Source organism: Nocardia carnea (assembly GCF_029868325.1).
GTDB classification, from domain to species: Bacteria; Actinomycetota; Actinomycetes; order Mycobacteriales; family Mycobacteriaceae; genus Nocardia; species Nocardia carnea_C.
This window is the reverse complement of sequence record NZ_JARWNW010000086.1, coordinates 24,734-36,894: the sequence shown is the minus strand read 5'-3', so window position 1 is coordinate 36,894 and position 12,161 is coordinate 24,734. Positions and strand designations below refer to the sequence as shown.

The window sequence follows — 12,161 nt, the reverse complement described above, 5'->3', positions numbered from 1 at the left end:
TGCTGTGTGCCGCGGCCGACGCCCCCGACAGCGCCGTCATCGATCTCGTCATCCGGTTCGATCTCCGGCAGCCCGCCACCGGGCGGCCGTCCGATGAGGGCACCGTCGCCGCGGCGGCAGATTTCCCGCCGGAACGGATGGCCGAGCGCACCGGTGTGCCCGCCGATACCGTGCGCCGCCTGGCGCGGGAGCTGGCCGCGGCGCCCGCCGCCGCCCCGCGCCCCCCCCCCCCCCCCGCCGCCCCCCGCGGGCAGAGGGTGGGCAAGAGAGCGCGGCCCGGGCCTCGTCGAGGTGGGATTGCCAGGCGTCGCGGTCCACGTGGTGGTAACCGGAGGTTCCTGCGACGAAAGCGCTCGACACCACCAAGTCCGGTTGCACGGTGGCGAGTGTGTCCAGGGCTGCGAGCAGGCCGTCTTTATCGCTGTATCCCGGGATGTATCCCACGCGCCAGCCCTCGCGATAGCGCAGCAGGGTATCGCCGGTGAACAAGTAGCGGCGGCCGTTGTGGCCGGGGACCAGGTAGCAGGTGCTTCCCGGCGTATGACCCGGTGTGGGAATCGCTTCCACACCCGCATCGTCCACGCCTCGTTCGGATACCGCGATATCGATCGGTGCGTGGGTTCCGATTTCGGCGGCTTCGGCGGCCGGGGCGTACAGGCGGCTGCCGAAGCGCCCGGCCACGGCGCGCAGCATCGGCCCGGCTTCGTCCTGGTGGCTCAGGTACTGGCGGGCGACGCCGCCGAGTTGTTCGAGCCGATCGAAGTCCTGGTCGTTACCGGGGGAGTAGAACAGGATGTTCGGTCCGGAAGGTGGGGTCCACAGGTAGGCGTGGGTTCGCGGCCCGCCGGGGACGACGAACTCGCGGGTTTCCCAGAGTTCGGGCGCGACCTGTTGCATTGTCGGTTCGGTGGGGCCGGTTTCCCGGATTGTTTCGGTACGCATGACCTGACGGTAAAACCTGAACAAAAGTTCAGGTCAAGGGTTGAAAAATCATGGGTTCAGGTGAATTCGGCGTGAGGCTATGAGCGGAACCAGCTGCTCGTCGGATGTCCAGGCGCCATGGTGGCCCACCATCGCCGATTCCAGCGGTTCGGATGCCGGCCGCACAAGTACCGCGCCGCCCTCGGCCACTGCCAGCAGATCTCCGATCCGCTGCTCGATAACCGGGCCGGGTGGTGTGTGGCCGAACCAGTGCTCGTCCAGGGCTTGCTCGCGTGTCACGACGCGTGCGTGGCCGGCCAGTTCGCCGGTCCACCGCTCGGCAGTGCCGGACAGTGCGGCCGGGTCGCGGAGGTAGATATGGCGTACGCGTGCCTCACCGGCGATCAACCGCACGCCGTCGTGCAGGCCCGGCCGGGTATCCAGGTCGATGACGGTATCGGCGTGGACCATTCCGTGGTCGCCGGTGACCAGCAGTGTGCAGGTATCCGGTAGGTCGGTGAGCAGATCGGCCGCGAAGGCGTCGATATCGCGTAGAGCGGCGAGCGCCGCCGGGGATTCGGGACCGTACAGATGGCCGTTGCCGTCCAGATCGGGGAAGTATGCGTAGGCGAAACGTGAACCCGTACCGGAGTGATCGGCGACTGCCAGGATTCCGCCGCGTACCTCGTCCAGTGTGGTCGCCGGGTGCAGTGTCCCGGTGGCGCGGAACGATGCGCGGGTGAGGCCGGAGGTCCGCTGATACGCCGGAATCACATAGTGCACGTCGACCCCGTGGGCGGCGAGATCCTCGAGCCGGCTGGTGCCGGGCTGAACCGATTCGGGCGGATGCGATTCGCGGGCGTCGTCGCCGGTCGCGCCGTCGAGCCGCCAGCGCAGGGAATTGAACAGCCGGACGCCGTCCGGTCCGGGAACGGCGAAGCTGTAGCCGATGATGCCGTGCGTCGCGCACGGGGCGCCCAGCGCCAGGCTGGTCAGGCTGGTCGAGGTGGTCGCCGGGAAACCGGCGGTGAGCGTGGTGGCGGTATGCGCCGCCAGCGTCGGAGCGAGGTCCCGGTGCCGGGCGAGCAGTTGCGCGCCCAGGCCGTCGATCAGCAGCACCACCACATCGCGGTTGGGTGCGATTCCCAAGGGGTTGGGGACATCCATTCCGAACGAGGCGGCCACGGACGGCAGGACATCGGCGAGTGAATGCGGCATCGCCTCATATCGTGCCGTATTCGACGCGATGGGGGATCCGATCGACCGGCGATGCGGGTGTCCGAATTGGTTAGATTGCATCATGCATGTTATGTGTATTATGCACATCGACTGAACTTTTCTTGCGAGGAGCAAGCTCGTGACCAAAACCGAACCCGCTGTCCGCCCCGGGGCGGTACTTGCGGTGCTCGCCTTCGCTGGGATCGTGGCGTCACTGACGCAGACCCTGGTGATGCCGTTACTCGGGCAGCTGCCGGAGATATTGAGCACCGCCCCGTCGAACGCGACCTGGGTGGTGACCGCGAGCCTGCTGGCCAGCGCGGTGACCACGCCGGTCGCCGGTCGGCTGGGAGATCTCTACGGCAAACGCCTGGTCCTGGTGGGCTCCGTGGTGCCGCTCATCGTCGGATCGGTGCTGTGCGCCCTGTCCACAACGCTGTGGCCGATGCTCATCGGCCGTGCTCTGCAGGGTATGGCCGTGGGCTTGATCCCGGTCGGTATCGCCGCTCTGCGCGATCTGCTGCCGCCGGCGAAACTCGGCTCCGGTATCGCGCTGATCAGCTCCTCCCTCGGTGTCGGTGGTGCCCTCGGTATGCCGCTGGCCGCGGCGGTTGTCGAATACAGCAGCTGGCAGTACCTGTTCTGGGGTATCGCCGCGCTCGGCGCGATCGCCGGACTGCTGATTTTCCTGGTTGTACCGGCGACCCCGCCGCGTGCCGAACGCGGCCGCTTCGATGTGCTGGGCGCACTCGGTCTCGGCGCCGCGCTGGTCTGCCTGCTGCTCGCCGTCTCCAAGGGCGCGGATTGGGGCTGGACCAGCGCCACCACGATCTCGCTGTTCGTCGCCGCGGTGGTGGTACTGCTGCTGTGGGGTCTGTGGGAACTGCGCTCGCGCGATCCGCTGGTCGATCTGCGGGTGACCGCCCGCCCGCGGGTGCTGCTGACCAACGCCGCATCGATCGTCATCGGTATGTCGATGTTCGCGCAGGCGTTGATCTTCCCGCAGTTGCTGCAGCTGCCCGAAGCCACCGGCTACGGCCTGGGCCAGTCGATGGTCGCGATGGGCCTGTGGATGGCACCCGGTGGTCTGACCATGATGCTCACCTCGCCGCTGAGTGCGAAGCTGTCCGCGTTCGCCGGCCCGAAGATCACCTTGATCGTCGGCTCGGTCATCATTGCCCTCGGCTACGGCGCGTCGGTGCTGATGATGGGAGAACCGTGGGGCCTGATGCTGGGCGCCATCATCATCAGCCTCGGTGTCGGTTTCGCCTACGGCGCCATGCCCGCGCTGATCATGAGCTCGGTGCCGATCACCGAGACCTCGGCCGCCAACAGCTTCAACACCCTGATGCGTTCGATCGGCACCTCGGTGGCCTCGGCCGCCATCGGTGCGGTCCTGGCGCAGATGAGCGTCAGCTTCGCCGGCGGAGTCAGCGTCCCGACGGAGAACGGATTCCGCACCGGCATCCTGATCGGCTGCGGTGTCGCCGTGGCGGCCGCATTGGTCGCGCTGACCATTCCGACGGCCAAGCGCGCCGCCGCGGCGGCTGTCGCCGCCGGCGCCCGGCCCGACGAGGCGAAGGCCGAAGCGCATGCGGTGGCCGAAGCGGTCCCGGCCGCGCCGGCGGGGCTCTCGGCGGAAGCCGAACAGGTGGTCGACGATGCCGCGGCACCGCCGGCGGTTGCCGAGGACACCACTGCCGCGCCGGGCCCGCGACATGCGGCGCCCGAGACGCCGGCCGTCGCTGCGGCGCAAAGCAACGGCGCGAGCGAACCCGTCCCGCAGCCGAACGGCAGTGGATCGGTGCTTTTCGGCCGGGTGTCCGATACCCGGGGCGGTGCGGTATCCGGCGCGACCCTCACCTTGATCTCACCTGCCGGGCAGCAGCTCGGCCGCGCCCGGTCGGGTCCGGACGGGTTCTACGAACTGGCCGCCCCGGCGCCCGGGTCGTATGTGCTGATCGCCTCGGCCGAAGGGCGGCGGCCGGATGCGTCGACCGCGGTTCTCGGCAGCAACCCGGTGTCGTACGACGTCACCCTCAGCGCACTGACCGGCCTCGAAGGTTCGGTCCTGCGTATCGGTGACGGTGCCCCGGTATCCGCCGCGATGATCACCGCTCTGGACCTGCGCGGTGAGGTCATGGCGGCCGGCGAATCCGATCACACCGGACGGTTCGAGCTCACCGGTCTGCCGGAGGGCGAGTTCACCATCGCGGTGAGCGCGTTCGGCTACCATCCGACCGCCGTATCGGCCCAGGTGACCGGGCGGGACACCGCCCGCCTCGAGGTGCTGCTGCGCCCCGGCGTGCGGGTCGCGGGTGTCGTCAACGGCGGCGGGCGTCCACTGGCCGGTGCGCTGGTCACCCTGACCGATTCGCTGGGCAATGTGATCGAGAGCCGCATCACGGACACGGACGGTTCCTACGCCTTCGGCAATCTCGCCGAAGGCAGCTACACCGTGGTCGCCACCGGTTACACACCGGCCAGCGCCCAGGTGCGAGTGGGCGAGCACGATGTCGAGGGCTTCGATATGGAACTGCGCGCAGCCGCTGCCGATGAACCTGCCGAGCCGGTCGAGCCCGAAACCGGGCAGTTCGACGATCTGCCGGAGGTGCACAAGAGCTCCTGGTGAGCTGATGCGCTGAACACCGAGACGAGAACAGGGCCCCGGAGCGACCGCTCCGGGGCCCTGATTTTGTCGTACCCGCGTCGGCTTCTACACTGGACCGGTTGCCAGGGCACATCTGTGTCCGTGGGCGGCCCGCGTGGGCCCCCGGGCGATACGAACTCATCCGGCGGTGACTGCCGTCCGGACCAGCCGAATTGCTGTAGGCCCACGGCCTGCGCCCGCGTGGCGCGGGTGTTGTATGGGAACCGCAGCGAGAAAGGTGTCGAGGTCGAACTATGACCATGACCGATCCGATCGCAGACTTCCTCACACGTCTGCGCAACGCCAACTCGGCGTACCACGATCAGGTGAAGGCTCCGCATTCGAAGCTCAAGGCGAATATCGCCGAGATCCTGAAGCGTGAGGGCTATATCGCCGATTACCGCACCGAGGACGCGACCGTGGGCAAGGCCCTCGTCGTCGACCTCAAGTACGGCCCCAGCCGGGAGCGCAGCCTGCAGGGCCTGCGCCGCGTCTCGAAGCCGGGTCTGCGCGTGTACGCGAAATCCACCAACCTGCCCAAGGTCCTGGGCGGCCTCGGCGTGGCGATCATCTCCACGTCGACCGGTCTGCTCACCGACCGTCAGGCGGCTCAGCAGGGAGTAGGCGGGGAAGTCCTCGCCTACGTCTGGTAAGGGAGGTACGGACATGTCGCGTATCGGCAAAGATCCCGTCGTGATTCCCTCGGGTGTCGAGGTGACCATCAACGGCCAGGACATCGCCGTGAAGGGCCCGAAGGGTCAGCTCGCGCTGACCGTTTCCGAGCCGATCACCGTCGCGCAGGAAGACGGCCGCCTGGTGGTTTCCCGCCCGGACGACGAGCGTCGCAACCGTTCGCTGCACGGCCTGACCCGGACCCTGCTCGACAATATGGTCACCGGTGTCACCAAGGGCTACGAGAAGAAGATGGAAATCTTCGGCGTCGGCTACCGCGTGCAGCAGAAGGGCAGCAACCTCGAGTTCGCCCTCGGTTACAGCCATCCGGTGCCGATCGAGGCGCCCGACGGCATCACCTTCGCGGTGGAATCGCCCACCAAATTCTCCGTATCCGGGATCGACAAGCAGAAGGTCGGCCAGATTTCGGCGGTTATCCACGGCCTGCGCAAGCCCGACCCGTACAAGGGCAAGGGCATCCGCTACGCCGGCGAGGTCGTTCGCCGCAAGGTCGGAAAGACGGGTAAGTGATCATGGCGCAAACCGAGAACCAGAAGTCCAAGCGCATTCCGCTGGGCAAGGATGTTTCGACCCGCCGTCGGCTGTCCAAGGCGCGGCGTCACTTCCGCCTGCGCAAGAAGATCGAGGGCACCAGCGTTCGGCCGCGGCTGATCGTGCACCGCTCCTCGCGGCATCTGCATGTGCAGCTCATCGACGATTCGGCCGGTCGCACCCTGGCCTCGGCCTCGACCATCGAAGCCGATGTGCGGGCGCTGGACGGCGACAAGACCGCCAAGGGCAAGAAGGTCGGCGAACTGATCGCCGAGCGTGCCAAGGCCGCCGGTGTGGAGGCCGTGGTGTTCGACCGCGGTGGCCACGACTACCACGGCCGGATCGCGGCGCTCGCCGACGCCGCCCGGGAAGGCGGGTTGAAGTTCTGATGATCAACACCACTGCACATACCAGCGTGAACGGAAGGAACGTCTGATGCCGGGACGTCAACGGCGTGACGGCGGAAACGGACCCGCCGGACAGAACCCCAACGCCCCCGAGGGCGGCCGCGACAATCGCCGGGGCGGCGACCGCCGCGGTGACCGTCGCAACGATGCGGCCGAGAAGAATCAGCTCGAGCGCGTCGTAGCGATCAACCGTGTCTCCAAGGTCGTCAAGGGTGGCCGGCGCTTCAGCTTCACCGCCCTGGTGATCGTGGGCGACGGCAACGGCCTGGTCGGTGTCGGCTACGGCAAGGCCAAGGAAGTTCCCGCGGCCATCCAGAAGGGCGTCGAGGAAGCACGTAAGGGCTTCTTCCGGGTCCCGATGATCGGCTCCACCATCACCCACCCGGTGCAGGGCGAAGCGGCGGCCGGTGTGGTCATGCTGCGCCCGGCCTCCCCGGGTACCGGTGTGATCGCCGGTGGCGCCGCGCGTGCCGTGCTGGAGTGCGCGGGCATCCACGACATCCTGGCCAAGTCGCTCGGTAGCGACAACGCGATCAACGTCGTCCACGCGACCGTCGCCGCACTCAAGATGCTGCAGCGGCCGGAAGAGGTCGCGGCTCGCCGCGGTCTGCCGATCGAGGACGTCGCTCCCGCGGGCATGCTGCGTGCCCGTGCCGGACAAGGAGTCTGATATGGCAGATCTCAAGGTGACCCAGATCAAGAGCTCGATCGGCGCCAAGCAGAATCAGCGGGAAAGCCTGCGGACCCTCGGTCTGCGGGGTATCCGTAAGTCGGTGATCCGGGAGGACAACCCGCAGAACCGTGGTCTGATCAATGTCGTGCGCCACCTCGTAACTGTTGAGGAGGTCTGACATGACCATCAAACTGCATCATCTGCGCCCGGCCCCGGGGTCCAAGACCGATAAGACCCGGGTGGGTCGCGGTGAAGGCTCCAAGGGCAAGACCGCCGGCCGCGGTACCAAGGGCACCAAGGCCCGCAAGAACGTGCCCGCCGCGTTCGAGGGCGGTCAGATGCCCATCCACATGCGCCTGCCGAAGCTGAAGGGCTTCACCAACCCGTTCCGGGTGGAGTACCAGGTCGTGAATGTGGGCACCATTGCCGAGCTGTTCCCCGAGGGGGGCACCATCGGCAAGGACGAGCTGGTCGCCAAGGGCGCGGTGCGCAAGAACCAGCTGGTGAAGGTGCTCGGTGAGGGAGAGATCTCCGTCGCCGTGCAGGTCAGTGCGGACAAGTTCTCCGGCTCCGCCAAGGAGAAGATTTCCGCCGCCGGTGGTACCGCCACCGAACTGGGCTGACATTCGCCATTCGACGCGCGGCTTCGCGTCGGCCCCGGAGGCGGTAGCTTGCGTGACCACGCAGGGGTAGCGAAGCCGCTATTCGATGCAGCGGCGCCGGACGAGTGCAGGCTCGTCCGGCGTCACTGTTAGAGTTCAAGTGGTTCTGCCAAGACCCGTCATGGGTTCGGCGATTTCCGAGTCGGGACACGCTGAAATTTCCATGGCCTGACCATGTCGTTCGCCAGGAGGATCTGTGCTTTCCGCCTTCGTTACGGCCTTCCGGACCTCGGACTTGCGGCGGAAGATTCTCTTCACGCTGGGGCTGGTCGCGCTGTACCGCGCCGGTGCCGCGCTGCCCTCGCCGGGCGTCGACTACAGGGCGGTCCAGGAGTGTATCGACCTGGTTTCCGGTGGTGAATCCGCCGGGATCTACCAGCTCATCAACCTTTTCTCGGGTGGTGCGCTACTCCAGCTGTCGGTGTTCGCGATCGGCATCATGCCGTACATCACAGCGAGCATCATCATTCAGCTGCTCACCGTGGTCATCCCACGGTTCGAGGAACTGCGCAAAGAAGGCCAGGCCGGCCAGACCAAGATGACGCAGTACACCCGCTATCTGTCGATCGCGCTGGCGGTTCTGCAGGCCACGGGTCTCGTCGCGCTGGCCGCGCGCGGACAGCTGCTCCAGGGCTGTCAGCAAGATATTCTTGCCGACACCAGCATCTTCGGCATGATCATCATCGTTCTGGTGATGACCGCGGGTGCCGCCCTGGTGATGTGGTTCGGCGAGCAGATCACCGAACGTGGTGTCGGCAACGGTATGTCGCTGCTGATCTTCGCCGGTATCGCCGCCCGTATCCCCACCGAGGGCAAGAACATTCTCGACAGCCGCGGCAACATCGTGTTCGCGCTGGTGTGTGTGGCCGCGTTCGCCATCATCGTGGCGGTCATCTTCGTCGAGCAGGGTCAGCGCCGGATTCCGGTTCAGTACGCCAAGCGCGTGGTGGGCCGCAAGATGTACGGCGGTTCGTCGACCTATCTGCCGCTGAAGGTGAACCAGGCCGGTGTCATCCCGGTCATCTTCGCGTCCTCGCTGCTGTATCTGCCGAACCTGATCGCCCAGCTCACCGGGTCCAACACCGCCGAGGACCCCAGCTGGTGGCAGGAGATCATCCAGAAGTACCTGGTGAATCCCAGCAACCCGGTGTACATCGCGATCTACTTCGGCCTTATTGTCTTCTTCACCTACTTCTACGTCGCGATCACCTTCAACCCGGAGGAACGCGCAGACGAAATGAAGAAGTTCGGCGGCTTCATCCCGGGCTACCGCCCCGGTAAGCCGACGGCCGACCATCTCACCTATGTGCTGAGCCGCATCACCCTGCCCGGCTCCATCTATCTCGGTTTGGTCGCCGTCCTGCCGAACGTGTTCCTCGATATGGGCTCCTCGTCCGGCGGGGTACAGAATCTGCCGTTCGGTGGTACCGCCGTACTCATCATGGTGAGTGTCGGCCTGGACACCGTGAAGCAGATCGAAAGCCAACTCATGAATCGCAATTACGAAGGGTTCCTCAAGTGAGAGTCGTACTACTCGGGCCGCCGGGAGCGGGCAAGGGCACTCAAGCCGTGCTGCTATCGGAAAAGCTGGGCGTACCGCATATCTCCACCGGGGACCTCTTCCGCGCGAATATCAGCGAGCAGACACCGCTGGGCCTCGAGGCCAAGCGCTATATGGACGCCGGCGAACTGGTGCCCAGTGACGTGACCAACCGGATGGTCCGGTCGCGGGTCGGCGAGCCCGATGCGGCGCGCGGTTTCGTTCTCGACGGATACCCGCGCACAGTCGACCAGGCCGATGCGCTGGCGAAGATCCTCGACGAACTCGGTAGCGGGCTAGACGCAGTGCTGTGCTTCGTGGTGTCCGAGGACACCGTGGTCGAGCGGATGCTTTCGCGGGGTCGCTCCGACGACAACGAGGAAACCATCCGGACCCGGCTGCGCGTCTACCGCGACGAGACCGAACCGCTGCTGAAGTACTACGACGGTCTGGTCGTCTCGGTGGACGGTATCGGTGAGGTCGACGAGGTCAATGCGCGCGCCCTGGAGGCACTGGGCCGTAATGCCACGACCGGTTAGCTCGGTTTCCGGGTCCGGAGCCGATCCTTCGACGAGGGAGAGTCGTGGTCTTCGGTCGTAAGAACAAGAAGGTCGTCCCCTTCCGCACCGCGGGTGAGCTCGACGCCATGGCGGCGGCCGGTGCGATCGTCGGGGGGGGGGGGGGGGGGGGGGGGGGCGGCGCCCCCCCCCCCCCCCCCCGGGTCTCCACGCTCGAACTGGACCGGGTTGCCGAACAGGTGATCCGGGACGCCGGTGCGGTCCCGTCTTTCAAGGGCTACCACGGCTTCCCGGCGTCGATCTGTGCGTCGGTGAACGATCGGGTGGTGCACGGTATCCCGGGTGAGGCGGAAATACTGGCGCCGGGCGATCTGGTCTCCATCGATTGCGGCGCGATCCTCGACGGCTGGCACGGTGATTCGGCCTGGACGTTCGGTGTCGGCGAGGTATCGGCAGCCGATCGGATGCTGAGCGAGGCCACCGAGAAGTCGATGGTCGCGGGGATCGCGGCCATGGTGCCGGACAACCGGCTCACCGATATCTCGCATGCGATCGAGCTGGGGACGCGGGCCGCGGAAGCCGAACACGGCCGGTCCTACGGGATCGTCGACGGTTACGGCGGGCACGGTATCGGCCGCGAAATGCATCTCGACCCGTTCCTGCCGAACGAGGGGCAGCCGGGTAAGGGGCCGCGGCTGGTGGTCGGTTCGGTGCTCGCGATCGAACCGATGCTGACCCTGGGCACTTCGGATACGAAGGTGCTCGACGACGACTGGACCGTGGTGACCACCGACGGTTCGCGTGCCGCGCACTGGGAGCATACGGTCGCGGTGACCGAGGACGGTCCCCGGATCCTGACTCTGCGCCCGTCCGACTCCGAGTAGGAAACCGGCGGCCCGGCGGGTCAGAGCTCGAGCATGACCGTCACCGGGCCGTCGTTGGTGAGTTCCACCTGCATATCGGCCCCGAAACGACCCTGGGCAACCGAGGCGCCGAGACTGCGGAGAGCTTCCGCGAAGGTATCCACCAATGGTTCGGCGACCGGTCCAGGGGCAGCCGCGGACCAGGAGGGGCGCCGGCCTTTGCGGGTGTCGGCATACAGGGTGAACTGGCTGACGACCAGGATCGGCACGCCCAGGTCGGCGGCGCTGCGTTCGCCGTCGAGAATGCGCAGGCGCCAGGTCTTTTCGGCCAATGCGCGGGCCGTGTCCGCGGTATCGTCGTGTGTCACACCGACCAGCGCGACAATTCCGTGGGGCAGGTTGTTTTCGGCCGGGTCGATGCGGGCGACGACCTCGCCGCCGACCGATACCCGAGCCGATGCCACTCGTTGTAGTAGTGCGCGCACGTCATCGATCATGCCGGGTGGCGATCGTGGGTCGTTAATCTCGACGTCATGTCCCGTTCGTTCTCGACTGCCATCGTCGGACCGAATACACTCGTGGTGCGGAGGAACCGCGCCCACCGGGAGGAGTGGACGCCATGGGCGAGGGACAGAATGTCGAGTACGACGAAGACGCCTTCCGGCGCGCCGCGGCGAAAACCGGTGCTGTACGGGACAAGATCCAAGGGGTAGTCGATACCCTGCAAACCTCCATCGCCTCTCGCGGGGCTCCCTGGGGCACCGATTCGCTCGGTGATACCTTCGCCAACGGTCAGAACGGAAATCCCGGATATACCACCGCCCGAGATAATTTGATCGAAGGCGCGGAGAATGTGGCGGGGACATTCGACAGTTTCCACGACGGTCAGGTCGAGAGCGCGGATCTGTTGCGCGATATGGAAGACGGCAATCGCGACGGCCTCCGCTGATCGGACGACAGTAGGGGCGCGGAGGCGACGATGACCAACGAACGAGCCAAGGCCGATCTCGCGGCGATTCTGGACGGCGTGCAGGAACAGATGCGCACCATTGCCGAACTCCAGCAGCGACGCGCCGAACTCACCGCCACCGCGACTGCCCGCGGTAAGAAGGTCAAGGTCACCGTGAACGCCGACAACAAGGTGATCGACGTCAAATTTTCCTCGGATATCGACGAATTGACCTACTCGGAGATCGCCAAAGCGGTGATCGAGGCGGCGCAGCGGGCCTGCACCGAGGTGGCCCGGGAGACGGCCGGACTGATGGCTCCGCTGGACAGCCAACGCGCCAGGATGCCGAAACTGTCCGACCTCGTCGAAGATCTGGCGGGCGTCGAGATTCCGGGCCCGGTGGAGGCTCCCCTCACGCGGCCGAACAACATTGATGCCCAGACGATTTCCGACGGTAGTGCGGCGCCGGATGCCGGCCCGGAGTCGCGTGGGCGGGGCGGCTCGGTCACCGACTCCAGCTGGTGAGCAGGGTAATT

The 12,161-nt window shown here is 66.6% G+C and carries 14 protein-coding genes and 2 pseudogenes; 13 read left to right on the top strand and 3 right to left on the bottom strand.

Features of this window, described 5'->3' with window-relative positions; translation table 11 throughout:
- Positions 1-264 precede the first annotated feature (264 nt).
- Together QH196_RS05145 and QH196_RS05140 are read right to left on the bottom strand one after the other, a co-directional pair.
- Positions 265-897, bottom strand: a pseudogene (locus tag QH196_RS05145) (MBL fold metallo-hydrolase); the annotation flags it as partial.
- A gap of 93 nt (positions 898-990) precedes the next feature.
- A complete protein-coding gene (locus QH196_RS05140) occupies positions 991-2,139 on the bottom strand; it encodes an alkaline phosphatase family protein (protein WP_280414582.1) in 1,149 nt (382 codons plus the stop codon).
- 139 nt (positions 2,140-2,278) lie between these two features.
- On the opposite strand from QH196_RS05140, the pseudogene QH196_RS05135 reads away from it, so the two are divergent.
- From QH196_RS05135 to map, 11 genes and pseudogenes are all read left to right on the top strand, one after another.
- Positions 2,279-3,685, top strand: a pseudogene (locus tag QH196_RS05135) (MFS transporter); the annotation flags it as partial.
- Positions 3,686-3,736: 51 nt separating this feature from the next.
- On the top strand, positions 3,737-4,771 hold the full coding sequence (locus QH196_RS05130; protein ID WP_280414584.1) for an MSCRAMM family protein: 1,035 nt from the start codon (positions 3,737-3,739) through the stop codon (positions 4,769-4,771).
- A gap of 272 nt (positions 4,772-5,043) precedes the next feature.
- Positions 5,044-5,442: a 30S ribosomal protein S8 gene (rpsH, locus tag QH196_RS05125; RefSeq protein WP_062977139.1), complete on the top strand. Its 399-nt coding sequence runs from the start codon at positions 5,044-5,046 to the stop codon at positions 5,440-5,442.
- Positions 5,443-5,455: 13 nt separating this feature from the next.
- Entirely contained in the window at positions 5,456-5,992 is a 537-nt protein-coding gene (gene rplF / locus QH196_RS05120) for a 50S ribosomal protein L6 (RefSeq protein WP_280414581.1), read from the top strand.
- A gap of 2 nt (positions 5,993-5,994) precedes the next feature.
- Positions 5,995-6,402, top strand: a complete 408-nt coding sequence (gene rplR / locus QH196_RS05115) for a 50S ribosomal protein L18 (protein WP_280414580.1) — start codon at positions 5,995-5,997, stop codon at positions 6,400-6,402.
- A gap of 46 nt (positions 6,403-6,448) precedes the next feature.
- Entirely contained in the window at positions 6,449-7,090 is a 642-nt protein-coding gene (gene rpsE, locus QH196_RS05110; protein WP_280414579.1) for a 30S ribosomal protein S5, read from the top strand.
- Position 7,091: 1 nt separating this feature from the next.
- Positions 7,092-7,271 (top strand): 50S ribosomal protein L30, encoded by a 180-nt coding sequence (rpmD, locus tag QH196_RS05105; protein ID WP_062977145.1) that lies wholly within the window; start codon positions 7,092-7,094, stop codon positions 7,269-7,271.
- A 1-nt stretch (position 7,272) separates the two neighbouring features.
- The gene (gene rplO / locus QH196_RS05100; protein ID WP_280414578.1) at positions 7,273-7,716 is read left to right on the top strand and encodes a 50S ribosomal protein L15; all 444 of its coding nucleotides are present in this window, start codon (positions 7,273-7,275) and stop codon (positions 7,714-7,716) included.
- A 235-nt stretch (positions 7,717-7,951) separates the two neighbouring features.
- Positions 7,952-9,277, top strand: a complete 1,326-nt coding sequence (gene secY, locus QH196_RS05095; protein WP_280414577.1) for a preprotein translocase subunit SecY — start codon at positions 7,952-7,954, stop codon at positions 9,275-9,277.
- Positions 9,274-9,834, top strand: a complete 561-nt coding sequence (locus tag QH196_RS05090; protein ID WP_033244273.1) for an adenylate kinase — start codon at positions 9,274-9,276, stop codon at positions 9,832-9,834. Before secY ends, QH196_RS05090 begins: the two co-directional genes overlap by 4 nt.
- Positions 9,835-9,878: 44 nt before the next feature.
- Complete coding sequence (gene map / locus QH196_RS05085; protein WP_280414576.1) at positions 9,879-10,697, top strand: type I methionyl aminopeptidase; 819 nt, start codon at positions 9,879-9,881, stop codon at positions 10,695-10,697.
- A 20-nt stretch (positions 10,698-10,717) separates the two neighbouring features.
- On the opposite strand, the gene dtd is transcribed toward map, so the two are convergent.
- A complete protein-coding gene (gene dtd / locus QH196_RS05080; protein WP_280414583.1) occupies positions 10,718-11,161 on the bottom strand; it encodes a D-aminoacyl-tRNA deacylase in 444 nt (147 codons plus the stop codon).
- A gap of 134 nt (positions 11,162-11,295) precedes the next feature.
- On the opposite strand from dtd, the gene QH196_RS05075 reads away from it, so the two are divergent.
- Together QH196_RS05075 and QH196_RS05070 are read left to right on the top strand one after the other, a co-directional pair.
- Entirely contained in the window at positions 11,296-11,625 is a 330-nt protein-coding gene (locus QH196_RS05075) for a hypothetical protein (protein ID WP_280414575.1), read from the top strand.
- A 30-nt stretch (positions 11,626-11,655) separates the two neighbouring features.
- Entirely contained in the window at positions 11,656-12,150 is a 495-nt protein-coding gene (locus QH196_RS05070) for a YbaB/EbfC family nucleoid-associated protein (protein ID WP_280414574.1), read from the top strand.
- Positions 12,151-12,161: the final 11 nt, after the last annotated feature.

What these genes read in the sequence shown, in the direction of transcription:
- rplF (WP_280414581.1), top strand. Translation starts at nt 5,456, where the DNA reads ATGTCGCGTATCGGCAAAGATCCCGTCGTGATTCCCTCGGGTGTCGAG.
- QH196_RS05075 (WP_280414575.1), top strand. Translation starts at nt 11,296, where the DNA reads ATGGGCGAGGGACAGAATGTCGAGTACGACGAAGACGCCTTCCGGCGC.
- QH196_RS05140 (WP_280414582.1), bottom strand. Translation starts at nt 2,139, where the DNA reads ATGCCGCATTCACTCGCCGATGTCCTGCCGTCCGTGGCCGCCTCGTTC.
- rpmD (WP_062977145.1), top strand. Translation starts at nt 7,092, where the DNA reads ATGGCAGATCTCAAGGTGACCCAGATCAAGAGCTCGATCGGCGCCAAG.
- rpsH (WP_062977139.1), top strand. Translation starts at nt 5,044, where the DNA reads ATGACCATGACCGATCCGATCGCAGACTTCCTCACACGTCTGCGCAAC.
- QH196_RS05070 (WP_280414574.1), top strand. Translation starts at nt 11,656, where the DNA reads ATGACCAACGAACGAGCCAAGGCCGATCTCGCGGCGATTCTGGACGGC.
- rplR (WP_280414580.1), top strand. Translation starts at nt 5,995, where the DNA reads ATGGCGCAAACCGAGAACCAGAAGTCCAAGCGCATTCCGCTGGGCAAG.
- rpsE (WP_280414579.1), top strand. Translation starts at nt 6,449, where the DNA reads ATGCCGGGACGTCAACGGCGTGACGGCGGAAACGGACCCGCCGGACAG.
- rplO (WP_280414578.1), top strand. Translation starts at nt 7,273, where the DNA reads ATGACCATCAAACTGCATCATCTGCGCCCGGCCCCGGGGTCCAAGACC.